Below are 24,223 nucleotides of genomic sequence, written 5' to 3'. Positions count from 1 at the left end.
ACGTCAGAGCAGCGCCCTGGAACAATCTTCGCCATGTCGACCGGCATCCCGGCCGGCGAGCAGCCCCGCGAGGCCTCGCCGTACCTCGAGCTCGACCGCGCCACCTGGGCCGCGCTCGCGCACGAGACGGAGAGCCCCATCACGGCCGAGGAGCTCACCAAGCTGCGCGGTCTGGGCGAGGCGATCGACCTGCGCGAGATCGTCGAGGTCTACCTGCCGCTCTCCCGCATGCTCAGCCTGTACGTCGAGGCCGCGGGCAGCCTGTACCGCGAGCAGCAGTCCTTCCTGCACGGCCACGCCGGGGTACGCACCCCGTTCGTGATCGGGCTGGCCGGCTCGGTCGCGGCCGGCAAGTCGACGGCCGCGCGCGTCCTGCAGCAGATGCTCGCGCGCTGGCCCGAGCACCCCAAGGTCGCCCTCGTCACGACCGACGGCTTCCTGCTCCCCAACGCGGAGCTCGCCAAGCGCGGTCTGATGGAGCGCAAGGGCTTCCCGGAGTCCTACGACCGCCGCGCGCTGATGAAGTTCGTCGTCGACATCAAGTCGGGCAAGGAGGAGGTCGAGGCGCCGGTCTACAGCCACCTGGTCTACGACGTCGTCCCGGACCAGAGGATCACCATCCAGAGCCCCGACATCGTCATCGTCGAGGGCCTCAACGTGCTGCAGCCGGCGCGCGTGCGCGAGGACGGCCGGACCGGCCTGGCGATCTCGGACTTCTTCGACTTCTCGATCTTCGTCGACGCCGCGGTCCCCGACATCCGCGAGTGGTACGTCGACCGCTTCCTGCGGCTGCGCGAGACGGCCTTCCGCGACCCCAACTCCTACTTCGCCAAGTACGCCGCCCTCTCCCACGACACCTCGGTCGACGAGGCGCGGCGGATCTGGGACACGATCAACGGTCCCAACCTGGAGCAGAACGTGCTGCCGACCCGCTCCCGGGCCCGGCTGGTCCTCCGCAAGGAGTCCGACCACTCCGTCCGCTACGTCCGGGTCCGGAAGATTTGAAGCCAGTCGCTGGTTGAGTAGCCCGAGCGAGGAACGAGCGAGCGGCGTATCGAAACCAGTGACGTCGGCCGTTGGTTTCGATACGCCGCTCGCTAGCGCTCGCGGCTACTCAACCAACGACAGTCGTTCCCGGACGACCAGCGCGAGGTCGTCGGCGACCGACTGCGCCTGCTCGGCCGTGGGGGCCTCCACCATGACCCGCACCAGCGGCTCGGTGCCGGAGGGGCGCAGCAGGACCCGGCCCCGACCGCCCAGCGACGCCTCGGCCTCGCCCACAGCGGCGGCGAGGGCCTCGTCGGAGGCGCAGCGCCCCTTGTCGACCCCGGACACGTTGACCAGCACCTGCGGCAGGCGGGTCATCACCGAGGCCAAGTCGCGCAGGGTGCGTCCGGTCGCCACCATCCGCTGCAGCACGTGCAGGGCGGTCAGCAGGCCGTCGCCGGTCGTGGCGTGGTCGCGGAGGATCACGTGGCCGGACTGCTCCCCGCCCAGGTTGAACCCGCCGGCGCGCATCGCCTCGAGGACGTAGCGGTCGCCGACCGCGGCCTGCTCGACCTTCACGCCGGCCGCGTCGAGCGCCTGGATCATGCCCAGGTTGCTCATCACGGTCGCCACGAGCGTGTCGCCGACCAGGAGCCCCCGCTCCTTGAGCGCGATCGCCAGGATCGCCATGACCTGGTCGCCGTCGACGAGCTCACCGGTGTGGTCGACCGCCAGGCAGCGGTCGGCGTCGCCGTCGACCGCGATGCCCACGTCGGCGCCGTGCTCCAGCACGGCGGCCCGCAGCGGCTCCAGGTGCGTGGACCCGTAGCCGTCGTTGATGTTCAGCCCGTCCGGCGCGGCGCCGATCGCGACGACCTCGGCCCCGGCCGCCTCCAGCACCTTCGGCCCGACGACGCTGGCGGCGCCGTGCGCGCAGTCCAGGACCACCCGCAGGCCCGCGAGCGGCCGGCCGGTCGGGTCGTCGAGGGTGGCGAGCAGGTGCTCGGCGTACCGCTCGGCCGAGGGGCCGTACGGCGCCACGGTGCCGACCGCGCTACCGGTCGGCCGGTCCCACTCCTGGTCGAGGTGCGCCTCGATCTCGTCCTCGAGCGCGTCGTCGAGCTTGACGCCGCCGCGTGCCAGGAACTTGATGCCGTTGTCGGGCATCGGGTTGTGCGAGGCGCTGATGACGACGCCGAGGTCGGCCTGCAGCTCGTCGGTCAGGTAGGCCACCCCGGGCGTGGGCAGCACCCGCAGCCGGAGCACGTCGACACCGGCCGACGCGAGGCCCGCCACGACGGCGTGCTCGAGGAACTGGCCCGAGATGCGGGTGTCGCGGCCGACGACGGCCAGGGGTCGGCGACCCTCGGCGGAGTGCTCGACGAGCACGCGTGCGGCCGCCACCCCCAGCCCGAGTGCGAGCTCGGCGGTCAGCTCGCCGTTGGCGAGGCCGCGGACGCCGTCGGTGCCGAAGATGCGCGTCACAGGTTCCCCTCGTGCGGTCGTGGAAGTGTCAGCCAAGCACAAGGGCCACCACCGCGAACGGAGGTGGCCCTTGTCGTGAAGGTCCCGGAGGGACGATCAGCGCTTCGAGTACTGCGGAGCCTTGCGGGCCTTCTTGAGACCGGCCTTCTTGCGCTCGGTCGCACGGGCGTCGCGGGTCAGCAGACCGGCCTTCTTCAGCGTCGGACGGTAGCCCTCGACGTCGATCTCGTTGAGCGAGCGGGCCACGCCGAGACGCAGCGCGCCGGCCTGGCCGGTGATGCCGCCACCGTGGATGCGGGCGATCACGTCGAAGCGGCCCTCGAGGCCGAGAGCCGCGAACGGCTCGTTGACGACCTGCTGGTGCAGCTTGTTCGGGAAGTAGTCCTCGATGGTCCGGCCGTTGATGGTCCAGACGCCGGTGCCGGGGACGATGCGGACGCGGGCGACGGCCTCCTTGCGGCGGCCGGTCGCAGCACCCGGGGCGATGGTCGCGGGACGCGACGGGGTGTCGACGGACGGGGACGACTCGCTGGTGTAGGCGAGGCCCTGCTCGTCGGTCTCGAAGGTCTCCTCGACCTCGGTGGTGTTCTCAGTCATGTGTCTGATCCTCGAAGTCGATTACTGGGAGATCTGCTTGATCTCGAACGGAACGGCCTGCTGGGCCTGGTGCGGGTGGGCCGGGCCGGAGTAGACCTTCAGCTTCTTGATGATCTGACGACCGAGACGGTTCTTGGGCAGCATGCCCCAGACGGCCTTCTCGATGGCCTTGCGCGCGTCCTTGTCGAGGATCTCGCCGATCGGGGTGGACGTGAGGCCGCCCGGGTAGCCCGAGTGGCGGTAGACCATCTTGTCGGTGCGCTTGTTGCCGGAGAGGGCGACCTTCTCGGCGTTGATGACGATGACGTAGTCACCGGTGTCGGCGTTCGGGGCGTAGATCGCCTTGTGCTTGCCGCGCAGGAGGTTGGCCGCGGTGACGGCGAGACGACCGAGGACGACATCCTCGGCGTCGATCACGAGCCACTGACGCTCGACGTCAGCCGGCTTCGGAGCATACGTACGCATGGAGAGACCCATTTCGTTCGTGTCGGACCCCGGTCAGGGATCCGACCGGAGGCATCTTCTGACGAACACTGCTCCCGGCCGACGGCTGGGAGACTGCCCTCACGTGTGAGAGCGGCAGGAGACGCAGCAAGCAGAGTACGGCGGTGCCGGCGTACCGGCCAAATCACAGGGCTGCCGTCCCCGGACGCCACGCTTCGGGACACCGGGTTATCGACTTGTGACCTGGACGACTACGGTGTCGAGCGTGACTGAAACTCTCACCGTTCGCGACAACCGCACCGGAGCGGAGTACGAGATCCCGATCGTCGACGGCACCATCCGCGCCGCCGACCTGGGCCAGATCAGGACGGCTGAGGACCAGCCGGGCATCGCCACCTACGACCCCGGGTTCGTCAACACCGCCTCGTGCCGCAGCGCCGTCACCTTCATCGACGGCGACAAGGGGATCCTGGAGTACCGGGGCTACCCCATCGAGCAGCTGGCCGAGAAGTCGACCTTCCTCGAGGTCGCGTACCTGCTCATCTACGGCGAGCTGCCGACCAAGGAGCAGTACGAGGCCTGGGTGCACGAGATCACCTACCACACCTACGTGCACGAGAACGTCAAGGGCTTCATGCAGGGCTTCCGGTACGACGCCCACCCGATGGGCATGCTGATGGCCTCCGTCGGCGCCCTCTCCACGTTCTACCCGGAGTCGGGCAACATCGCCGACCCGGACAACCGGCACCTGCAGATCGTCCGGATGATCGCCAAGATGCCGACGCTCGGCGCCTGGGCCTTCCGGCACGCGCAGGGCAAGCCGTACATCTACCCGGACAACGAGCTCTCCTACACCGAGAACTTCCTGTCGATGCTGTTCAAGATGAGCGAGGCCCGCTACCAGGCCGACCCGCGCATCGCGAAGGCCCTCGACACGCTGTTCATCCTGCACGCCGACCACGAGCAGAACTGCTCGACCAACGCGGTGCGCTCGGTGGGCTCCTCGCAGGTCGACCCGTACTCCGCGGTCGCGGCCGGTGTCGGCGCGCTCTACGGCCCGCTGCACGGCGGCGCCAACGAGGCGGTGCTGAAGATGCTGCGCCGGATCGGCACGGTCGAGAACATCCCCGACTTCATCGAGGGCGTCAAGGCCGGCAACGAGCGGCTGATGGGCTTCGGCCACCGCGTCTACAAGAACTTCGACCCGCGCGCGAAGATCATCAAGAAGGCCTGCGACGACGTCTTCGAGGTCACCGGGGTCAACCCGCTCCTGGCCGTCGCCAAGGAGCTGGAGAAGATCGCGCTCGAGGACGAGTACTTCATCAAGCGCAAGCTCTACCCGAACGTCGACTTCTACTCGGGCCTGATCTACGAGGCGCTGCAGTTCCCGCCGGAGATGTTCACCGTGCTCTTCGCCATCGGGCGTACGCCGGGCTGGCTGGCGCAGTGGCTCGAGCTCACCACCGACAAGGAGCAGAAGATCGCGCGCCCCAAGCAGATCTACACCGGCGACCGCGGCCTCACGTTCACCCCGCGCGAGGAGCGGTGGGCCTGACCGCTCGACCGTTCTCGACGACCCCCGGCACCTCGGTGTCGGGGGTCGTCTGGGATTTCGGCAACGTGCTCATCCGCTGGGAGCCGGCCCGTGCCGTGGCCGCCGGGGTCGGGGCGGTCGAGGCCGAGCGGTTCCTCGCCGGCTACGACTTCGCGGCCTGGAACCACGTGTGCGACGCGGGCGGCACGTGGGCGGACGCCCTGGCCGCGCTCGAGCGGGAGCACCCGCAGTGGCTGCCGCACGGACAGGCGTACGTCGACCACTTCCCCGCATCGCTCGCCGGCCCGGTCGACGGGACGCACGAGCTGGTCCGGCAGCTGCACACGGCGGGTGTGCCGCAGATCGGCCTCACGAACTGGTCGCACGAGCTGTACCCGGTCGCGCCGGCGACGTACGACGTGATCGGGCTGCTCGACGACGTCGTGGTGTCCGGCAGCGAGGGGATCGCCAAGCCCGAGCCGGCGATCTACCGGATCGCGGCCCGTCGGGCGGGCTTGCCGCCGGAGCGGCTGGTCTTCGTGGACGACAGCCCGACGAACGTCGCAGCCGCACGGGAGCTGGGCTTCTCCGCGGTCGTCTTCACCGACGCGGCCACCCTCCGGGGGCAGCTCGTGGGCCTCGGTCTGCCGGTCTGATCAGGTCCGGGCGGCGTCCGCGAGCGCGGCGTGCTCGATCTCCAGCACCGACGCGGCGTGCCGCTCGGCCTCGAAGGCGGCGTGGCCACCGCGGACCCCGAACAGCCGCTTGGACCACACCAGGTAGACCACGGCCGCGATGTTGACGAGGAACGCGACGACCTTGAGCCAGGTCGCGCCTTCGACCAGCTCGTAGACCTCCAGCGGGATGAAGATCGAGGTGCCGATGACGGCGACGTACTCACCCCAGCGCTTCATCAGCCACAGGCCGGTGGCCTCGGTGAGCTGGAGGACGCCATAGGCGAGGACACCGAGCATCACCCAGATGAGCGTGGAGTGCTGGGCGTTGAGCGCCTTCTCGATCAGCTTGACCGGACCGGTGGTCTGCAGGTCGATACCGAGCTTCGTGGCGAGCGGCTTGAGCAGCGGCAGGTAGGTGTCGAAGGTCTGTTGCAGCGAGGTCTTCGAGCCGTCGAAGCGGTGGATGCCGTAGGCGAGGATCACCAGCAGCAGGCCTCGGACACCCCGCTCGACGGCGAGGGCGCGCAGGATCGCCGCGTCCTTGAGGGCCTTGCCGCGCAGCACGATCGGCGCCTCGTCGGACGGTCCGGCCGCGGCCGGCGGGCCGACGACGTACGCCTCGCAGCGCAGGCAGCGCCACGCCTCCCCCGCCGCGGTCTCGGTGTGCAGGCGGGCCGCGAGTGCCTCGTCCGTCGGGCGGTAGGTCACGTGGCCGTGGAGCCCGCACGAGCGGGTGTTCCAGTCGAAGGCCTTGAAGGGGGTGGTGCGCATGGCGCCAGCATGCCCTGAGGCGCGGCTGTAACACGTTGTCCGTCGCTGTAGTACGACGAGATTTCGCCGTACTACACCGCAACTCGGACACACAACAGCGGCGAACAGCGTGTTACAGCGACAGACGACGTGTTACAGCTCCGGCAGCGCGGTGTCGTCGAGCCACGGCCGCAGCAGGGCACCCACGTCGACCCCGGTGCGGGTGGTGGCGAAGGAGAGGAAGTCCTCGGTGGTGACCGAGCGGCCGGCGTACTCCTCGACCCAGGCGGGGAGCAGGTCGAAGAACTCCTCGTCGCCGATCTCGCGGCGCAGCGCGTGCAGGGTCAGCGCACCCCGCTTGTAGACGCGGTCGTCGAACATGTCGGCCGGGCCCGGGTCGGCGAGCACGAGGTCCTGCTTGTCGGCGGCGAGCCGCTCGTGGTGGTGGCGGGCCCACTCCTCGGTGGTGCGCGGACCGCCGGAGACCTCCGACCAGAGCCACTCGGCGTAGCAGGCGAAGCCCTCGTGCAGCCAGATGTCCTTCCAGCGCGCGAGGGTGACCGCGTTGCCGAACCACTGGTGGGCGAGCTCGTGGGCGATCAGGCGCACGTGCGACCACTCGGGGGTGCAGAAGTTCGCGCCGAAGGTCGCCAGGCTCTGGCTCTCCAGGGGGATCTCGAGGTCGTCGGCGGTGACGACGGCCGTGTAGGACGTGAACGGGTACGGGCCGAAGAGCCGCTCGAAGCAGGCCATCATGGCCGGCTGCTGGTCGAAGCACCCGGCCAGGTCGGCGTCCGGGGTGGCGATGGTGCGGGTCGGCGCGACGTCGTGGTCGCCCGCGGGGTGGTCGCGGACGACGTACCGTCCGATCTGCACGGTGGCGAGGTACGTCGCCATGGGCCGGTCCATCTCGAACACCCAGGTCTCGTAGCTGCCCCCTCGCTTGCGCGAGGTCAGCTCGCCGTTGGCGACCACGTGGTAGCCGGCCGGCGCGGTCAGCTCGATCCGGTAGGTCGCCTTGTCGTCGGGGCGGTCGTTGCAGGGGAACCAGGTCGGCGAGCCGTGCGGCTGGGCGGCGACGATGACACCGTCCTCGAGCTCCTCCCATCCCGCGTCGCCGTGGTGCTTGTCGATGGTCGGGCGTGGGTGGCCGGTGTAGCGGATCGTCGCGCTGATCTCGGTGCCGGCGGGGACGCCGTCGGCCAGGTCGAGCACCAGCCGGTCGGAGCGCTGGCTGAACTTCTTCAGCCGCGCGCCGGCCAGGCGCACCTTGGCGACCTTGAGGCCTGCCAGGTCGAGCACGAGCCGGCGGGTCACCTCGAGGGTCTCGATCGTCAGCGTCGCCGTGGCGTCGAGGCGGTTGCCGTCGACGGTGTAGCCGGCCCCGATGTCGTAGTGGTGGACGGCGAAGGAGCGGTCGCCGTGCCCGGGCAGGTAGTCGTCAGCGGTGGGCAGCATCAGTCGAGATCGGGGTCCAGCCAGGGCGCGATCGGGTTGCCGATCCAGCGGGTCTTGTCGGGCACGGTCTCGCCTCTCATCACCAACGACACCGGACCGACCGTAGCGTGCTTGCCGACGACGGCGGCAGGCAGGATCACCGAGTTCGGGCCGAGCGTCGCCCCGCGCTGCACGCGCACCGTGTCGGTGGCGAGCAGCCGGTCGTGGAACAGGTGCGTCTGGACCACGCTGCCCTGGTTGACGGTCGCCCCGGCACCCAGGTCCACGAGATCCGGCTCGGGCAGCCAGTAGGTCTCGCACCAGACCCCGCGACCGATGCGCGCCCCCATCGCGCGGAACCACAGGTTGAGCAGCGGTGAGCCGGTCGCCAGGCCCGCGAACCACGGCGTCGCCACCGACTCCACGAACGTGTCGGCCAGCTCGTTGCGCCACACGAACGAGCTCCAGAGCGGGTGCCGGCCCTCGCGGACCCGGCCGACCAGCAGCCACTTGGCGAGCACCGCGGAGCCGGACGCGGCGATCCCCGCCAGCACCAGCGCGAGGCCGAGGGCGACGAGGGCGAGCACGGCCCCCGCGAACCCGTGGCGATAGGCCCCGGCGAGGGCGGCGAGCACCACGGCGGCGTACAGGGCGAGCGAGAGGGCGACCGGGACGATCCGCGCCAGCTCCCAGCAGGCCCGCGCGACCTTGAGCCGCGTGGGCGGGGCGTAGGTGCGCTCGTCCGCGGACTCCTGGGCGGTACGCCGGAGCTCGGCCGGCGGGCTGCCGAGCCAGCTCGCACCCGGGGTGGTCGCCTTGCGGTGCGGGGCGAGCGACAGCACCGCCACCAGCGAGCGCTTGGGCACCTTGCGGCCGGGCGCGGCCATCGCCGAGTTGCCGACGAACGCGCGCTTGCCGACCTTCACCCGCTCGGCACGCAGCCAGCCGCCGCCGAGCTCGTAGCCGCCGATCAGCGTGTCGTCGGCGAGGAACGCCTGCGCACCGACCTGGGTGAGGCTCGGGATCATGAGGACCGTCGATGCCTCGACGTCCTTGCCGATCCGGGCGCCGAGCAGCCGCAGCCAGTGCGGGGTCAGCTGCGAGGAGTAGAGCGGGAACAGCCAGGTCCGGGCCTCGTCGAGCACCCGCATGGTGCCCCACACCCGCAGGGCGCCCAGGCTGCGCACCGGGAACGCGCCGGGCTGCAACCCCATGCCGAGCAGCCGGACCACGAGCACGACCAGCCAGGCCAGCACGACCAGGCCCAGCAGCGCTCCGGGCACCAGCCAGACGGCGGCGGTGCGCGCCAGGTCGCCGATGTCGTCGCCCGGCCCGCTCGCGGCCAGTGCGATCGCGCCGACCGCGACCGCCGCGATGCCGGGCAGCGACCCGAGCAGGGCGGCGAGGGCGGCGTACAGCGCGACCCAGGCGCGGCTCGAGGCCGGTCGTTCCGCCCACGGGCCACGGGCTGCCGAGGAGGCACGCGTCGCGGGGGCGCCGGACCAGAACTCCCCCGCCGGCACCTGGCCGAAGACCGCCGAGCCGGGCGCGACCTCGGCCTCGTCGCCGATCCGGGCGCCCGGGCAGAGCATCGACCGGGTGCCGACGCGGGCGTCGCGACCGATCCGCACCTCGCCGACGACGAGGGTGTCGCCGTCGACCCAGTGGCCGGAGATGTCGACCTCGGGCTCGATCGACGCGCCGCGCCCGACCTTCAGCAGGCCGGTGACCGGCGGCAGGGAGTGCAGGTCGGTGTGCCGGCCGATCTTCGCGCCGAGCAGGCGGGCGTACCAGATGATGTACGGCGCGCCCGTCAGCCCGGTCGCGCCGAGCTCGTCGCCGATCCGCTCGGCCGCCCAGAGCCGCAGGTGCACCTTGCCGCCGCGAGGGTAGGTGCCCGGGCCGACGCCGTTGAGGACGAGCCGGATCAGGCCGGCGGAGAGCAGGATCCGCCCCCAGGGGCTGACGAACAGCAGCAGGGAGACGGCGAGGAGCCACCACGGGGCGGCCGGCAGCCAGGACGCGTCGTGCAGGTCGTGGACGACGCGGGCGGTGACGAAGGTCCAGGTGGCGAGGCGCGGGACGGCGAGCAGCCGGATCGCCGGCACGGCCAGCACCTGGCCGAGCTGGGTCTTGAGCGGGATCGGCGCGACGGAGCGGTCCTGCTCGGCGAGCGCGCTCGGGCCGAGAGTGTCGAGGTAGCCGGCCAGCCCGGCGACGGTCGGGTGCTCGTAGAGGTCCGCGACCACCAGCTCCGGGTGGTCGCTGCGCAGCATCGTGACGACCTGCGCGGCGGTCAGGCTGCCGCCACCGAGGTTGAAGAAGTCGTCGGTCGCGGACGTCGGAGCGGCGCCGATGGCCTGCTCCCACACCTCCGCGATCCGGGCCTGGACGCCGTGGAAGCCCGCGGCTCCGGGGTCCGTGGTCGTCAGCGGCCAGGGCAGGGCGTCGCGGTCGACCTTGCCCGACGTGCGGGTCGGGATGTCGTCCACCACCGCGAGTCGTGGCACCAGCGCGGCCGGCATGGTGGCGCGGAGGTGGGCGGTGGCGGCGGTGGTGTCGAAGTCGGCGGTCGTGGCGACGTACCCGACGAGGAGCTGGTTGCCGGTGGCGCTGCGGCGTACGGCGGCGGCCGCACCCGTCACGCCGGGCAGCGCGAGCAGCGCCGAGTCGATCTCGCCGAGCTCGATCCGTCGGCCGCCGAGCTTGACCTGGTCGTCGGCACGGCCGCCGAACAGCAGGCCGGCCGGGTCCTTCACCACGATGTCGCCGGAGCGGTAGGCGCGCTCCCAGCCGAGGGTCGGCATCGGGGCGTACTTCTCGGCGTCCTTGGCCGGGTCGAGGTAGCGGGCCAGGCCGACGCCGCCGATGATCAGCTCGCCGCGCTCGCCGTCGGCGACGGGACGACCGTCCGCGTCGACGACCTCGAGGTCCCACCCGGCGAGCGGCAGCCCGATCCGGACCGGACCGGTGGCGTCGACGAGGGCTCCGCACGCGACGACGGTCGCCTCGGTGGGGCCGTAGGTGTTCCAGACCTCGCGGCCCGGCCGGACCAGGCGGACTGCGAGCTCGGGCGGCAGCGCCTCGCCGCCGAGGATGAGCAGCCGCACCCGGTCGATGGCCTCGTCCGGCCACAGGCTGATCAGGGTCGGGACCGTCGAGACGACGGTGATCTCGTTGGCGGCCAGCCACGGGCCGACGTCCACGCCGGAGCGCACCAGGGTTCGGGGCGCGGGCACCAGGCAGGCGCCGTACCGCCATGCCAGCCACATCTCCTCGCAGCTCGCGTCGAAGGCGACGGACAGGCCGGCCATCACCCGGTCGCCCGGTCCGACCGGGGCGTCGACGAGGAACATCTGCGACTCGGCGTCCACGAAGGCGCCCGCGTTGCGGTGCCGGACGGCCACGCCCTTCGGCGTACCGGTGGAGCCGGAGGTGAAGATGACCCAGGCGTCGTCGTCGAGGCCCGGCGCGTCCACCTCGGTGCGGGGCTCGCGCCCTTCCGCGGAGCGCACCTCGATGGCGAGGCCCGCGGTGATCAGCGCGGCGACGTCCGCCTCCCCGAAGACGAGCCGGGCGCGTTCCTCGGGGTCGTCGGCGTCGACCGGGACGTACGCCGCCCCGGCGAACAGCACGCCCATGATCGCGACGTACAGGTCCGTCGTCCCCGACGGCAGCCGTACGCCGACGCGGTCGCCGCGGCCGATCCCGAGCTCCGCGAGCTCGCCGGCCACGGCCTCGGCCGCCTCGGTGAACTCGGCGTAGGTCACCGCGTCGGCACCGCTGTCCAGCGCCATCGCGTCGGGGTGCTGCGCGACCGTCGCCCGGAAGATGTCGACCAGGGTGCGGGGCGCGGGCGCCTCGGCGGCGCGCAACAGCGGTGATGACACGTGAGCATCCAACTCGACCGAGGTGAACGGAGGGCGACGGGGAGCCGCAGCGACCCGCGACAACACGATGTGGCGTGGGCCACAATCGGCTCGTGACCACCACCTCGGCCCCGGCTGCCACCGTCCCCTTCGGCAACCCGCCCCCGCCCCGGCTGATGTCGGACCGGGCGCTGCACTGGGCCGAGGCCACGCCCGGCGCGGAGGCCATGACCTACCTGGGTCGCACGTGGACCTGGGCGCAGTGGGGTGAGCGGATCCGGCGTGCGGTGGCCGGGCTCCGTGCGCTGGGGATCGGCCGCGGCGACGTGGTGTCCTTCCTCGACAAGAACCACCCGGCGTGCGTGGAGATCTCGATGGCGGCCGGCTACCTCGGCGCGGCCAACGCGATCATCAACTGGCGCTCGAGCCCCGACGAGGTGGAGTACGCCGTCAACGACTGCGGCGCGAAGGTGCTCTTCGTGGGGACCGAGCTGGTGCCCTCGATCGCGGCGGTGCGCGACCGGCTGCCGGCCGTGCAGCAGGTGCTCGACGTGACGCCGGACGGGGCCGACGGGTGCAGGTACGAGGCGTTTCTCGCCGGCGTCTCGCCGGAGACGGCAGCGTCGGTCGCCGACCCGCACGACACCTGCCTGGTGATGTACTCCTCGGGCACCACGGGCCGCCCGAAGGGCGTCATGCTGACCCACGACAACATGGTCAGCCACACGCGCAACGCCCACCACGGCTGGGCGTTCGACCCGGGCGACAAGTCGATGGTCTCGATGCCGCTGTTCCACGTGGGCGGCTCGTCGTACGTGCTGTTCGGGATCAATGACGGCGTCCCGTCGATCATGACCCGCGAGCCCGACGCGGCCTCGCTGGCCGGGGCGATCATGGCCGGCGCCAACCGCACCTTCCTGGTGCCCGCGGTGCTCGCGCAGGTGCTGGGTGCCGGCGGCGACGCGGTCAGGCTGTTCGGTGCCCTGAAGTCCTACACGTACGGCGCTGCGCCCATGCCGCCGCCGCTGCTGCGCGCCGCCATGCAGGCCTGGCCCGGCACCGACTTCATCCAGGTCTACGGGCTGACCGAGGTGTCCGGCGTGGCCACCGAGCTGCTCGCCGAGGACCACCGGACCGCCGTGGCGGGTGACCGCCCGGAGCGGCTGCTGTCGGCCGGGCAGCCGCTGCCCGAGTGCGAGGTCCGCGTCGTCGACCCGGCCACCCTGCGGGACCTGCCCACCGGCGAGGCCGGCGAGGTCTGGCTGCGCACGCCGCAGCTGATGAAGGGCTACCTGGGCAAGCCCGAGGCCACCGCCGAGGTCATCACCGAGGACCGCTGGTTCCGCACCGGCGACATCGGCCACCTCGACGCCGACGGCTACCTCTACGTCTCCGACCGGCTCAAGGACATGATCATCACCGGCGGCGAGAACGTGTACTCGCCCGAGGTGGAGCGGGTGCTGGCCGAGCACCCGGCGGTGGCGGAGGTCGCCGTCATCGGCGTACCGGACCCGACGTGGGGTGAGTCGGTGAAGGCCGTCGTGGCGCTCAAGCCCGGCACCGAGGCCAGCGAGATGGAGCTCGTGGAGTTCTGCCGGGAGCGGCTGGCCCACTTCAAGTGCCCGAAGACGGTGGACGTCGTGGCGGCGCTCCCCCGCAACCCCACCGGCAAGATCCTGAAGAAGGACCTGCGCAAGCCCTACTGGGAGGCGCAGCAGCGCCAGGTCTGACCCATCGCCGAGTTCAGGCTCGTGGTCGACCGAAGCCCGGGTTTCGGTCGACCAGAAGCCTGAACTCGGCTCTTAGGGAACCCCCTGCGCGGACTCAGCATCGGCACAGGTTCGCGAGCGACCTTGGTGCCATGACTTCCCAGCCTCCGTTCGGTCCTCCGTCGTACCCGCCGCCCAGCGGATCGCCGCTGCTGCCTCCCCAGCGCCCCGGCATGAGCCGGGGCCGCTTCGCCGCCGCCGTGCTCACCGGTGCGCTCGTCGTCGGCGGGACCGCCGGCGTCGGTGGCGCGGCCGCGTGGAACGCGATCGACGGGTCCGGGGGCTCGGGTGGGGCCTCGGCCATCACCGTCGACGGCACCCCCGTCTCGGCGGTGAAGGGCGGCAGCGTCGAGTCGGTCGCGAAGGCGGTGCTGCCCTCCGTCGTGGAGATCGACGTCGCGGGCGGCGGCAGCGGCGGCAGCGGCTCCGGGGTCGTGCTCAACAAGGACGGGATGATCCTCACCAACAACCACGTGGTGACCCTCGACAGCAGCATCCCCGCGCGGTCCGCGCAGATCTCGGTGTCGTTCAACGACGGCACCAAGGTCCCCGCGAAGGTCGTCGGCACCGACCCGCTCACCGACACGGCCGTCATCCAGGTGAGCGGGGTGGACAACCTGACCCCGATCACCGTCGGCAGGTTCAGCAACCTCCAGGTGGGCCAGCAGGTGGTGGCGATCGGGTCGCCGTTCGGTCTGAGTTCGACCGTCACCTCCGGCATCGTGAGCGCCCTCAACCGGCCGGTCGACGTCGGGCAGGACTCGGCGGGCAACACCACGGCGTACCCGGCGATCCAGACCGACGCCGCCATCAACCCGGGCAACAGCGGTGGCGCCCTGGTGGACATGGCGGGTCACCTGGTCGGCATCAACGCCTCCATCCAGACCGCGTCCGACAGCAGCGCGACCGGCGGCCAGGGCGGCTCGATCGGGCTCGGCTTCGCGATCCCGATCGACGAGATCCTGCCCGTGGTCCAGCAGCTCGAGAACGGCCAGACGGCCACCCACGCCAAGCTCGGCATCCAGGTCTCGAACGTCCAGCAGCAGAACGGCCAGTCCCTGGCCGAGGTCGCCGACGGCGCGCAGATCCGCCAGGTCACGTCGGGCTCGGCCGCCGGCAGCGCCGGTCTGCAGAGCGGCGACATCATCACCGGTATCGACGACCAGCACATCACCAGCGCCGACTCGCTGATCGCCACGATCCGCGCCTACCGGCCCGGAGACCAGGTGAAGGTGACCTACCAGCGCAACGGGAAGACCGCGACCACCGAGCTGAAGCTCGGCTCGGACGCCGGCAGCAGCTCCTGAGGGCTACAGCTTCTTGATCAGCTCGCCGCCGTGGCAGGTCACCTGGAAGCCGAGTCGCTCGTTGATGGCGATCATGTGGTCGTTGACGCCGGCGTTCCAGGTGGCCACCCGGCGGCCCGCCGTCCGCGGGTCGCGCTGCAACTGCTGCAGGTTCGCGACCTTGACCGCGAGGCCGAGCCGGTGCCCGCGATGGGCCGGGTCGACGAGCGTCCCCCACTGGAAGACCCAGCTCGGGTCGTGCTCGGCCAGGGCGAGGTCGGAGTAGGCGACGACGGTGCCGGCCGGATCGAGGGCGACGGCGCGGTACATGGCGCGGCCGCACGCCTCGTGGAACCGGTCCTGGTCACGGGCCGCGTCAAGGTCGGTGCTCTCGTTCTCCCACTCCATCTCCCCCTGCGGAGCTTCGGTGTTGAGGCGGGACGAGAGCTCGACGTGGCTCTGCAGCAGGTCCTCCGGGATGGCTCCCACCCAGGTGCGGATCTCGTAGCCCTGGGTGTGCTCGGCAGCCTCGGCGGCGAGCGACGCGAGGACCCCGTCGTCGACCGGCAGCGCGAGCTCCCGCTGGACGTCGCCCAGGCCGATCGCGTAGCCGTGGCGCGCCGCGAACCGCGCTCCCGGGCTCCCGGCCTCGCCGGCCGGGTCGTCGACGCGCCACGAGGTCAGGGACGTGACCGTCGTACGACCGCGGGCGGTGGCGGCCTCCTCGACAGCGGCGAGCAGACGCGTCCCGTAGCCGTTGCGCCGGTGCTCGTGCGGGACCGCGAGCTCGACGTCGACGCTGCTGAGGTTGTCGAGGAGCGGGTACCACGCCAACGCGACCCCGACGATCTCGTCACCGAGTCGCGCAGCGAAGAGCTCGTGGTCGTTGCGGATCCAGTCGCCGCGGACCATGGCCGCGATCTCCGGGAGCTGCCAGTACGTCGAGTGCCGGCCCAGGTCGTGCGACAGGCCCGCGCGGTAGACCTCCCACCAGGCGGCCAGCTCCGCGTCGTCGTACCCGTCGGGCCGGGTGATCTGCAGGTCGGGCACGGTCACCGATTGTTCTCGGAGTGCCCGGGGTGCGCCACCGACTTTCGCCACCGCTCAGCGGTACCGGTCGATCGACACCGTCCGGAGGCGCTCGGACTCCTCCGCGGAGACGTCCATGCAGGTGATGCCCACCTCGATCTCGACGCCGCCGTCCGAGACGACGATGCCGCCCCACGCTCCGCCGCCGGCGAGGTCGAAGGACAGGTGCCGTGCGTTGATCCGGACGCGGGTGACCCGCCACCCCGACGCCTGGGCCGCGTCCAGGATGGCCTGCTTGGGCTGGAGTCCCTCGATGTCGGCGTCGAAGGACCCGAAGCCGCGGAACTCGGCCTGGTGGCCGGTGTAGGTCACGCACTCGCGCCAGCTGCCCGCCCAGCCGGTGGTTCCGTAGGGGCGGCCGGCGGACCGCCCGAGCGCGACCAGGAGGTCCGCCATCCGCTCAACCTCGTGCTGCCGGGCATCGGGGGTGTCGAGGGCGGCGGCGCCGGCGGAGGACCCGGCCGCGCCCGCCTCGCCCGCGCCCCGCACGGGCAGGCCACAGCCGGCGAGGACCGGGGCGCACAGGAGCGCGAGCAGCAGGAGTAGGAGGTTCACGAGAGCATTCCCTTCAGCGTGCCGAGGAGCTCGGCGGTGGGGGCGAGCGGCCCGAGGGGAGCCCGCTGCAACGGGCCGGGCAGGTCGCCGTAGAGGTGGAGCAGCTGCTTGCCGCCGTGGTCGTAGAGCAGGTTGTCAACGGAGCCGGGAGTGGCGTCGAGCAGCGCGTGGGCGGTGAGGTCGCCGAGGTTCTGGTAGTTGTCGCCGTCCCTGCCGGCGACGACGTGCGGGGTGCCGCCCGTGGCCAGCGCCGCGACGTTCGCCAGGCCCTCGGTGCCGGGGCCGAGGTAGTTGCGCGACCCGTGGTTGCCGAAGCCGAGCACACCGCCGACGCTCACCGGACCGGTGTGCTCGCCGATCCGTTCGGCGCCGTACGCCGCGGTCGCGGGGTCGGCTCCGAGCCGGCCCGGACCGCCGTGCGGCCCGCTGCCGATCAGGGACACCGGGTCGTGGTCGTCGGCCCCGGCGTACACCCGGATGCCGCTGTCGCCCACGAGGTCGTGGATGTTGCTGCCGGGCGCACCGGGATCGGCGAGCAGCACCACCCGGTCCAGGTCGGTCGTGCCGTGCGGCGCGGCGTCCTGGGCGGCGTACGACGCCACGACGGAGCCGTAGCTGTGACCGATCACGGTGACGTCGACGTCGTGGTGGTGCCGGGTCACGTCGAGACCGTCCAGGAAACCGGCGAGGCGACGCCCGCCGTCCTCGGCGTCGGCGGAGTTCGTGACCCCGAACGCGTCGGCCACGGCGGGGTCGCGCTTCGAGGCGTCGAGCACGTCGCCCAGGCTGTGGATCTCGTCGGGGCTCGGGGCGTCGTAGCTCTCGTAGAGGATCGTGGCCACCGAGTCGACGTGCCGGCGCATCTCGTGCCGCAGGTCCTCGATCCGCCCGAGGTCGCTGAGCTGTCCCCCGTCGGTGGTGAAGCCCGGTGTGTACGTCGCGACGTGCACGGCGTGATCGGGGTTGCCGAGGCTGACGATCGACGTACCGTCGCCGCCGTAGGCCGTCGGGTCGTACTCGATCACGTTGAGGAGGCCGCGCCCGGTCATCGGGTCGATGTCGTTGCGGTGGTCGTCGATCACCTTCTGCACGGCCTCGAGGTTGCTCAGGACGCGCTGCTGGTCCGCGGTGATCGGGCCGTCGTCAGCACGGCGCTGGAGGCGGCCGAGCCGCGTGGCGATCGCGGCCCGGTTGGCCCGGTCGCGACCGGTGACCGGGATGCCGTCGGTGCGGCCGACGAGGTCGGGGTGCGCCACGATCAGCGCCTGCCGCTGGGCGACGCTGAGGGTGCGCCACCACGCCGCCACCGCCGCGGCGTCACCGCCCAGGGTCTGCAGCCGGTGCCGCAGGCCGTCGGTGCGCGGCAGCGGGGCCCGCTGCTGCTCGCGGCGAGCCTCGGCGACCGTGTCGAGGCGGCGCAGCGCGGCGACGTACGACGTCTCGGCGGCCTCGACATCGGCGAGCCAGGCGTCGATGCCGGCGGTGAGCCGGTGGGCGCGGGTGCGCAGACGGGTCGCGGTCTCGACGGCCGCCGGGCCGGTGAGGGTGCCGTCGCGCAGGTCCTGCTCCGCGCGGATGATCGCCGCGTTGAGCGCCTCGCGCTCGAGCTCGAGCGGTCGTCGCCGCCGCCGAAGCGCGACCAACCGGTCCTCGAAGTCGGTGGTGGCGACCGTGGCCCGTTGCAGGGCGCTCTGCGCGACGTCGGCGCGGCGCGCGAACCGGGTGCGGGCGTGACCGGCGGCCTCCGCGGCCGCACCCGACCAGTCGGCGGGCGCGGCGCCGCGGTCGGCCCAGGACCGCACGTCCTGGAGGGTGGCGGCGACCCCGCGCAGGTCGGACCCGATGGTGCCGACGCCGGCCGCCTTGCACCGAAGCACCTCGAACTCCCCGATCGTGTCCGGCAGCTCGGGCGCGCTCATCGCGCGGCCCGGATCGCGTCGTGGCGCTCGCCCCACGGCAGCAACGACCTGACCCGCTCCGCCTGCAGGCGGTCGGTGATCCGGTAGTCCGCTCCGACCTGCGCGAAGGACGCCCGTGCGCTGCTCGCCAGGGCGGCGATCGCCGTCGTCTCCTCCCACCACCGCAGGACGAACGCGTCGACCTCCGCGGCGACCAGCGGCGACATCCCCGCGCCGGAGACGAGCGCCAGCCTGCTGACGGCACCGTCGAGGTCGCCGGCCGCCACGCCCCACCCACGTTCGGTCTCCCGCAGGACGCCGTAGTCGACCGCGATGGTCACCGCCACGAGGTCACCGCCGGGTCCGCGGTGACCGACAGCACCGTCGCTCCCTCACCGATGGCGAGGTCGACCTCGACCGGCTGCTGGTCGTGGTCCGGGCTGCGCAGCGCGAGGGTGGCGAGCGCGGGGCCTCGCCGCGGACGCAGGGCCCACCCGCGCGTGCCCAGCCCGACGCCGATGGCGGCGGCCAGGTCGGTGCCGGCCTCGCGGCCGATGCAGATCAGCGCGGTGCGGGCGACGAGCCGACGGGCGCCGGGCGACCCCCTCCAGGAGACGGCCGGGGTGGCGGTCGGGTCGGCCGCCTCGACGTACCGCTGGAGGAGGAGGGAGGTCTCCGCGACGGCCGTGGCGGCGGCCTCCGCGCGGTCCGGGGGGAGCTCGGCGGGCGGTGGGTCGGGCGGCAGCAGCACGTAGCTGCCGTAGGGGTGGCGGGCGACCACGGTCGCCCAGAACGGGTCGGCGTCGACCACCGAGGGGTCGACCGTGCGCAGCAGGGACTGGGTCATGCGGGGCGGTTGCCCGGGTGGTCAGCCCCGAAAACTCGACTCCGCGGTTGTCCACAGGCGGCGGTCAGGAGCTCCGTCGTACCTGGCGAATTGGCTGCGTCTCCGGCCGAAGCACGACCAGAACGCCAGGTACGACGGAGCCCCTCAGCCCACCCAGAAGCCGCGGCCGGGGAAGAAGTCGCCGTAGGAGCCGGGGGCGGGGCGGGTGGAGCGGGAGCCGAGGTACGAGCCGACCACGGCGGCGCCGAGGTCGTCGGACTCGGGGGCGATGACGGAGCCCTCGACGCGGCGGGCCATCGAGTCGATGAAGCGCGCGAGGCCGGGGTCGTCGCCGAGGCGGAAGAAGGTGGTCTGGGCGCCGAGACGACGGGCGTTGTCGAGCTCGCGGACCGCGAGGGCGATCGTCAGCGGGTGCGGCGGGTAGCTGAAGAAGACCTCGCCGTTCGGCTCCAGGTGCGAGGTCGGCTCGCCGTCGGTGACGATGAGCAGCACGGGCTGGGCGTTCGGGTGCTTGCGGAAGTGGCGGTTGGCCAGCAGCAGGGCGTGGTGCAGGTTCGTGCCCTTCGCCCACCGCGCATCCAGGGCCGTGAGCTGCTCGATCTGCATCGTCTCGGCGTGCCGGCCGAAGCCGATCAGCTCCAGGGAGTCGCCGCGGAAACGGGTGCCGATCAGCGTGTGCAGCGCGAGCGCGGTCTGCTTCATCGGCACCCAGCGGCCGTCCATCGCCATCGAGAAGCTGGTGTCGACCAGCAGCGCCACGGCGGCCTGGGTGCGGGTCTCGGTCTCCTGGATCTCGATGTCCTCGACGCTGAACCGCGGACCGCCCCCCTCGCCGGCCCGCCGCAGCGTGCCGTTCAGCACCGTCCGGGGCACGTCCCAGGGCTCGGTGTCGCCGAACTCCCACGCGCGGGAGGCGCCGGTGAGGTCGCCGGCTGCGCCGGAACGTCGTACGTCGCGCTGCCCCTGCCGCCCCGACAGCTTCTGCGCCACGTCGCGCAGCAGCGCCTTGCCGAGCTGGCGCATCGCCTTGGGGGTCAGCCGCAGCTCGCCGTCGAAGCCGCGCTCCATCGCACCGGTGTCGCGCAGCGCGCGCTCGAGCTCCTTGAGCCGACGGGCGTCGACCGCCGCGTCGTTGCCGAGCTGGCGGGTGAGCTTGTCGAGATCGATGTCGTCGAGTCCGGCGCCGCGGTAGGACTGGGCGAGCTGGTCGGCGAGCGCGTCGAGGTCGGCGAGGTCCTGGAGCACGCCGGTGCCGTCGCCGAGGCCGAGCCCCTGGTCGCCACCGAACTGCTCGGAGCTGCCCCAGTCCTCCCCCGGCCGCAGTGCCTGGAGGTTGCCGTCGAGCCGGTTGAGCTGGTCCATCAGCTGTGGCGAGCCGAAGGCCGCCGCCGACAGCTCCATCAGCTCGCGCCGCTGCTCGGGCGTCATCGAGTTCAGCATCCGCTGGGCAGCGGCCGCCCGCGCGGCGAGGGAGTCAAGCAGCTCGTCGAGGTTCTGCGGGTTCTCCGGGAACTGCTGGCCGTGCTTGGCCATGAACTCCTCGAAGTCCTCCTGCGTGTCCTCCCCTCGGGCGCGCTTCTCGAGCAGCTCGTTGAGGTCGCCCAGCATCTCGTTGATCGCGGCCCGGTCCTCGCCGGTCGCGTTCTCGAGCGCGTTCTTCATGCCGGCGAAGCGCTGGTCGAGCAGCTCGCGTCCGAGCAGGTCCTTGATCTCCTCGTACGCCGCCCGCGCCTCGCTCGACTGCCAGTCGTAGTCGCCGAGCTCGGTGACCGCGGCCGCCGGCGAGTCCGGCAGGTTCTCCATCCGCATCTCGCGGAACGCCCGGTCGCCGTCGTCCATCGTGACGTCGCGGGCGAGCTGCTTGCGCTCCTCGAGCACGGCCTTCTCGAGCAGCTCCTTGACCTGCTGCAGGGTGCCGTCCAGGTTGTGCCGCTGCAGGAGGTCGCGCCGGCGCTCGGCCACCCGGCGGGCCAGGTCGTCCAGCCCGGCCCGGTCCTGGCCGCCGCGGCGCAGGAACTCCCGCATCGCCCGCTCCGGGCTGTAGCCGGCCATCACGTCCTGGCCGATGGCGTCGAGCGCCTCGGCGATGTCGACCGGAGGAGCGAGCGGGTCGCCGCCGGCGTACTTCTGGTACCTAGCGGCGTGGCTCATGGATGGCTCCTCCGTCCGCGCGCCCACAGCACGCACCTCGCTGCGTTGGCCGAGCTCGGAGGACTACCCGGTACGCCATCGCCCGGCCGCCTTGCGATGCACGCACCGTGGGCACGCCTACGGGCAAGCCATCCATGAGCCACCCCGCTAGCCATAGATCGTCTCGGAGCCGTCGGAGTCCTTGCCGATCTTGCGCGCCAGGAAGAGACCCTCGAGGGCGAGCTCGATGGCGGCGGCGCGCTCGCCGTCGGTGGTGCCGCCGCCGGCGCCGAGGACCCGCTCACAGACGGTGTCGTAGAGGTCGGACTCGCCGAGCACGGGCAACCCGGCCAACAGGTCGCGCGCCGCGATGCGCTCGCCGGTGACGACCGTGGCGCCGCCCTCGATGGCGTCGACGAGCAGCGCGAAGTCCACGCCGCGGAAGCTGGAGCGCACGACCTCGGCCGTGGCGGTGCGGAGCAGGTGGGTGAGGATCTCGTCCTCGCGGCCCTCCTCGCCCGACTCGAACTCGATCTTGCCGCCGAGCACGTCCACCGCGGTCTCCAGGTCGACGACCCGCGCCACCGCACGGTCCTCGCCGAGCAGGGTGGCCCGGCGCAGCGCGGCCGCCGCGATCGTCTCGGCCCCCGCGATCGCGAACCGCGCCGAGACGCCGGAGCGCTGGTCGACCGCGGAGGAGTCGCGCAGGTTGCGGGTGAAGCGGGCCAGGATCTCCACCAGGAAGTCCGGTACGTCGACCTGCTCGGTCAGCAGGTCCGCCTCCTGCCGGATCACCGCGATCTCGGCCTCGAGCTCGGTCGGGTAGTGGGTGCGGATCTCGGCGCCGAAGCGGTCCTTGAGCGGGGTGATGATCCGGCCGCGGTTCGTGTAGTCCTCCGGGTTGGCGCTGGCCACCACCAGGACGTCGAGCGGCAGCCGCAGCACGTAGCCGCGGATCTGGATGTCGCGCTCCTCCATCACATTGAGCATCGCGACCTGGATCCGCTCGGCCAGGTCGGGCAGCTCGTTGATGGCCACGATGCCCCGGTGGGACCGCGGGATCAGGCCGAAGTGGATGGTCTCCGGGTCGCCCAGGGACCGGCCCTCCGCGACCTTCATCGGGTCGACGTCACCGATCAGGTCGGCGACCGAGGTGTCGGGGGTGGCCAGCTTCTCGGCGTACCTCTCGCTGCGGTGGCGCCATGAGATCCGCAGCGCGTCGCCGTGCTCGGCCGCGGCCGCGCGGGACTGGACGGTGATCGGGTCGAAGGGGTGCTCCCCCAGCTCGCTGCCCGAGATCACCGGGGACCACTCGTCCATCAGCCCGGAGAGCGTGCGCAGGATGCGGGTCTTGCCCTGGCCGCGCTCGCCGAGCAGCACCACGTCGTGGCCGGCGATGAGCGCCCGTTCGAGCTGCGGCACGACGGTGTCGTCGAGGCCGTGCAGGCCGGGCCAGGGGTTCTCGCCGGCGGCCAGCTTCGCGAGCAGGTTGTCGCGGATCTCCTGGCGCAGGGACTTCAGCACGTGGCCGGAGGCGCGCAGCTCTCCGACGGTCGCGATCGTGGGGGCCGGGTTCGGGGAGACGGTCACGGCTCCACGCTACGACGGGGCGCAATAGGTTATGAGGGTGTTCGAGGAGTGCCCGTGCGGGTCGGGGACGGCGTACGACGCCTGCTGCGGGCCCCTGCACCGCGGAGCCCGGGAGGCGGTGACGGCCGAGGAGCTGATGCGGTCGCGCTACTCGGCGTACGCACTCAAGGACGTGGACTACGTGTTCCGCACCTGGCACCCGCGGACCCGCCCGGACGTGATCGCGCCCGACACGCTGACCTGGACCGGCCTGGAGATCCACGGTTCCGGTGAGGACTGGGTCGAGTTCACGGCGTCGTACGAGGGAGCGGTGACGGGCTCGATGCACGAGCGGAGCCGGTTCGAACGGCGCCGCGGGCGCTGGGTGTACGTCGACGGGGACGTGACCTGAGCAACGTGCGGATCACCCTCTCCGACCACACCCGACGCCCTAGGCTGCGGCCGTGACGGTGCTGCTGGGAATTGGTTGCGCGGTGCTCCTGGCAGCCTGCGTGGCACTCGGCTGGGCGCTCGCGTTCGCGCGCCGCCAGCTCTCGCTCGCCCGGATGCACATCGAGACCCTCGAGCGCGACCTGGACGCCGCGCTCCGGCCCGGACCGCCGACCAGCTCGGCAGAACGCGCCGTCCGCCGGGTGATCCGCACCGCCTCGCGGGTGCGCGAGCAGGGCATCACCGGACTCATCCAGTCCACGATCGAGGACATCACCACCTGGGCCGGAACCGAGCGGGCCGACATCCTCAACATGGCCGCGGCCGACGGCACGGTCACCCTGTTCTTCTCCGACGTCGAGGACTCCACCGCCCTCAACGACCAGCTGGGCGACAAGACGTTCGTCAAGGTGCTGGCCGCGCACGACCGGATCGTGCGCACCCGCGTCGAGCAGCACCAGGGCCAGGTCGTGAAGACCGCGGGCGACGGCTTCATGGTCGCCTTCCGCGACACCGAGGCGGCCTGCCGGGCGGCGATCGCGATCCAGCGCGACCTGGGCCGCCCCGGCGACGCGATCCTGCGCCGGCACCCCATCCAGGTCCGGATCGGGATCCACACCGGCCAGGTGGTCGCCCGCGACGGCGACTACTTCGGCACCAACGTGGCCATGGCCGCCCGGGTCGCGAGCGTCGCCGCCGGCGGCGAGATCTTCGTGAGCGAGGCGGTCACCGAGGCGCTGGCCGGCACCAGCATCACCCCCGTGCCGGTGGGGGTCTACGAGCTCAAGGGCCTGTCCGGGGAGCACGCGATCTCGCAGCTGCTGGCCGCGGCACGGTAGCCCCTGCCGTC

The 24,223-nt window shown here is 72.2% G+C and carries 20 protein-coding genes; 7 read left to right on the top strand and 13 right to left on the bottom strand.

What is annotated here, in order from left to right:
* Nucleotides 1-33 precede the first annotated feature (33 nt).
* A complete protein-coding gene (gene coaA, locus ACYVAQ_RS00300) occupies nt 34-1,005 on the top strand; it encodes a type I pantothenate kinase (protein WP_460786406.1) in 972 nt (323 codons plus the stop codon).
* Nucleotides 1,006-1,110: 105 nt separating this feature from the next.
* On the opposite strand, the gene glmM is transcribed toward coaA, so the two are convergent.
* The 3 genes from glmM to rplM form a co-directional block, all read right to left on the bottom strand.
* The gene (gene glmM, locus ACYVAQ_RS00295; RefSeq protein WP_460786405.1) at nt 1,111-2,472 is read right to left on the bottom strand and encodes a phosphoglucosamine mutase; all 1,362 of its coding nucleotides are present in this window, start codon (nt 2,470-2,472) and stop codon (nt 1,111-1,113) included.
* 96 nt (nt 2,473-2,568) lie between these two features.
* Complete coding sequence (rpsI, locus tag ACYVAQ_RS00290) at nt 2,569-3,069, bottom strand: 30S ribosomal protein S9 (RefSeq protein WP_460786404.1); 501 nt, start codon at nt 3,067-3,069, stop codon at nt 2,569-2,571.
* Between the two features lie 21 nt (nt 3,070-3,090).
* On the bottom strand, nt 3,091-3,534 hold the full coding sequence (gene rplM, locus ACYVAQ_RS00285; RefSeq protein WP_460786403.1) for a 50S ribosomal protein L13: 444 nt from the start codon (nt 3,532-3,534) through the stop codon (nt 3,091-3,093).
* Between the two features lie 244 nt (nt 3,535-3,778).
* Between rplM and ACYVAQ_RS00280 the strand changes: the two genes are divergently transcribed.
* Together ACYVAQ_RS00280 and ACYVAQ_RS00275 are read left to right on the top strand one after the other, a co-directional pair.
* A complete protein-coding gene (locus ACYVAQ_RS00280; RefSeq protein ID WP_460786401.1) occupies nt 3,779-5,068 on the top strand; it encodes a citrate synthase in 1,290 nt (429 codons plus the stop codon).
* The gene (locus ACYVAQ_RS00275; RefSeq protein ID WP_460786400.1) at nt 5,059-5,703 is read left to right on the top strand and encodes an HAD family hydrolase; all 645 of its coding nucleotides are present in this window, start codon (nt 5,059-5,061) and stop codon (nt 5,701-5,703) included. Before ACYVAQ_RS00280 ends, ACYVAQ_RS00275 begins: the two co-directional genes overlap by 10 nt.
* Here the strand turns inward: ACYVAQ_RS00275 and ACYVAQ_RS00270 are convergent, their stop codons facing one another.
* From ACYVAQ_RS00270 to ACYVAQ_RS00260, 3 genes are all read right to left on the bottom strand, one after another.
* Nucleotides 5,704-6,495 carry a DUF2127 domain-containing protein gene (locus ACYVAQ_RS00270; RefSeq protein WP_460786399.1) on the bottom strand — a complete coding sequence of 264 codons (792 nt, stop codon included), beginning with the start codon at nt 6,493-6,495 and terminating at the stop codon, nt 5,704-5,706.
* Nucleotides 6,496-6,627: 132 nt separating this feature from the next.
* Nucleotides 6,628-7,932, bottom strand: coding sequence for a M1 family metallopeptidase (locus ACYVAQ_RS00265; protein ID WP_460786397.1), 1,305 nt, complete (start codon nt 7,930-7,932; stop codon nt 6,628-6,630).
* Nucleotides 7,932-11,801, bottom strand: coding sequence for a Pls/PosA family non-ribosomal peptide synthetase (locus tag ACYVAQ_RS00260; RefSeq protein ID WP_460786396.1), 3,870 nt, complete (start codon nt 11,799-11,801; stop codon nt 7,932-7,934). The genes ACYVAQ_RS00265 and ACYVAQ_RS00260 overlap by 1 nt, the downstream gene beginning before the upstream one ends.
* 92 nt (nt 11,802-11,893) lie before the next feature.
* On the opposite strand from ACYVAQ_RS00260, the gene ACYVAQ_RS00255 reads away from it, so the two are divergent.
* Both ACYVAQ_RS00255 and ACYVAQ_RS00250 read left to right on the top strand, forming a co-directional pair.
* Nucleotides 11,894-13,510 carry a long-chain-fatty-acid--CoA ligase gene (locus ACYVAQ_RS00255; RefSeq protein ID WP_460786395.1) on the top strand — a complete coding sequence of 539 codons (1,617 nt, stop codon included), beginning with the start codon at nt 11,894-11,896 and terminating at the stop codon, nt 13,508-13,510.
* A gap of 131 nt (nt 13,511-13,641) precedes the next feature.
* Nucleotides 13,642-14,856: a S1C family serine protease gene (locus ACYVAQ_RS00250; protein ID WP_460786393.1), complete on the top strand. Its 1,215-nt coding sequence runs from the start codon at nt 13,642-13,644 to the stop codon at nt 14,854-14,856.
* Between the two features lie 3 nt (nt 14,857-14,859).
* Here ACYVAQ_RS00250 and ACYVAQ_RS00245 read toward each other — a convergent pair whose 3' ends face one another.
* The 7 genes from ACYVAQ_RS00245 to ACYVAQ_RS00215 all read right to left on the bottom strand — a co-directional run bounded on the left by ACYVAQ_RS00245 (nt 14,860) and on the right by ACYVAQ_RS00215 (nt 22,944).
* Nucleotides 14,860-15,891, bottom strand: coding sequence for a GNAT family N-acetyltransferase (locus ACYVAQ_RS00245; RefSeq protein WP_460786392.1), 1,032 nt, complete (start codon nt 15,889-15,891; stop codon nt 14,860-14,862).
* A 48-nt stretch (nt 15,892-15,939) separates the two neighbouring features.
* Entirely contained in the window at nt 15,940-16,479 is a 540-nt protein-coding gene (locus ACYVAQ_RS00240; protein WP_460786391.1) for a hypothetical protein, read from the bottom strand.
* Nucleotides 16,476-18,398: an alpha/beta hydrolase gene (locus ACYVAQ_RS00235; RefSeq protein WP_460786390.1), complete on the bottom strand. Its 1,923-nt coding sequence runs from the start codon at nt 18,396-18,398 to the stop codon at nt 16,476-16,478. Before ACYVAQ_RS00235 ends, ACYVAQ_RS00240 begins: the two co-directional genes overlap by 4 nt.
* Entirely contained in the window at nt 18,395-18,718 is a 324-nt protein-coding gene (locus ACYVAQ_RS00230; protein ID WP_460786389.1) for a hypothetical protein, read from the bottom strand. The genes ACYVAQ_RS00235 and ACYVAQ_RS00230 overlap by 4 nt, the downstream gene beginning before the upstream one ends.
* Nucleotides 18,715-19,224 (bottom strand): hypothetical protein, encoded by a 510-nt coding sequence (locus ACYVAQ_RS00225; RefSeq protein WP_460786388.1) that lies wholly within the window; start codon nt 19,222-19,224, stop codon nt 18,715-18,717. Before ACYVAQ_RS00225 ends, ACYVAQ_RS00230 begins: the two co-directional genes overlap by 4 nt.
* Before the next feature lie 144 nt (nt 19,225-19,368).
* Nucleotides 19,369-21,375 (bottom strand): vWA domain-containing protein, encoded by a 2,007-nt coding sequence (locus ACYVAQ_RS00220; RefSeq protein WP_460786387.1) that lies wholly within the window; start codon nt 21,373-21,375, stop codon nt 19,369-19,371.
* Between the two features lie 147 nt (nt 21,376-21,522).
* Nucleotides 21,523-22,944: a MoxR family ATPase gene (locus ACYVAQ_RS00215; RefSeq protein ID WP_460786386.1), complete on the bottom strand. Its 1,422-nt coding sequence runs from the start codon at nt 22,942-22,944 to the stop codon at nt 21,523-21,525.
* Between the two features lie 31 nt (nt 22,945-22,975).
* Between ACYVAQ_RS00215 and ACYVAQ_RS00210 the strand changes: the two genes are divergently transcribed.
* Nucleotides 22,976-23,335, top strand: coding sequence for a YchJ family protein (locus ACYVAQ_RS00210; RefSeq protein ID WP_460786385.1), 360 nt, complete (start codon nt 22,976-22,978; stop codon nt 23,333-23,335).
* Nucleotides 23,336-23,387: 52 nt separating this feature from the next.
* Complete coding sequence (locus tag ACYVAQ_RS00205; RefSeq protein WP_460786384.1) at nt 23,388-24,212, top strand: adenylate/guanylate cyclase domain-containing protein; 825 nt, start codon at nt 23,388-23,390, stop codon at nt 24,210-24,212.
* Nucleotides 24,213-24,223: the final 11 nt, after the last annotated feature.

This window comes from Nocardioides maradonensis, assembly GCF_054777115.1.
Note: the sequence above shows the minus strand (reverse complement) of the source record. Positions and strands in the feature narration are given on the sequence as shown.

Bases quoted from the DNA above. Each gene is read 5' to 3' on its own strand.
- coaA (WP_460786406.1), top strand. From the start codon at position 34: ATGTCGACCGGCATCCCGGCCGGCGAGCAGCCCCGCGAGGCCTCGCCG.
- rpsI (WP_460786404.1), bottom strand. From the start codon at position 3,069: ATGACTGAGAACACCACCGAGGTCGAGGAGACCTTCGAGACCGACGAG.
- rplM (WP_460786403.1), bottom strand. From the start codon at position 3,534: ATGCGTACGTATGCTCCGAAGCCGGCTGACGTCGAGCGTCAGTGGCTC.
- ACYVAQ_RS00270 (WP_460786399.1), bottom strand. From the start codon at position 6,495: ATGCGCACCACCCCCTTCAAGGCCTTCGACTGGAACACCCGCTCGTGC.
- ACYVAQ_RS00265 (WP_460786397.1), bottom strand. From the start codon at position 7,932: ATGCTGCCCACCGCTGACGACTACCTGCCCGGGCACGGCGACCGCTCC.
- ACYVAQ_RS00250 (WP_460786393.1), top strand. From the start codon at position 13,642: ATGACTTCCCAGCCTCCGTTCGGTCCTCCGTCGTACCCGCCGCCCAGC.
- ACYVAQ_RS00235 (WP_460786390.1), bottom strand. From the start codon at position 18,398: ATGAGCGCGCCCGAGCTGCCGGACACGATCGGGGAGTTCGAGGTGCTT.
- ACYVAQ_RS00225 (WP_460786388.1), bottom strand. From the start codon at position 19,224: ATGACCCAGTCCCTGCTGCGCACGGTCGACCCCTCGGTGGTCGACGCC.
- ACYVAQ_RS00220 (WP_460786387.1), bottom strand. From the start codon at position 21,375: ATGAGCCACGCCGCTAGGTACCAGAAGTACGCCGGCGGCGACCCGCTC.
- ACYVAQ_RS00210 (WP_460786385.1), top strand. From the start codon at position 22,976: ATGAGGGTGTTCGAGGAGTGCCCGTGCGGGTCGGGGACGGCGTACGAC.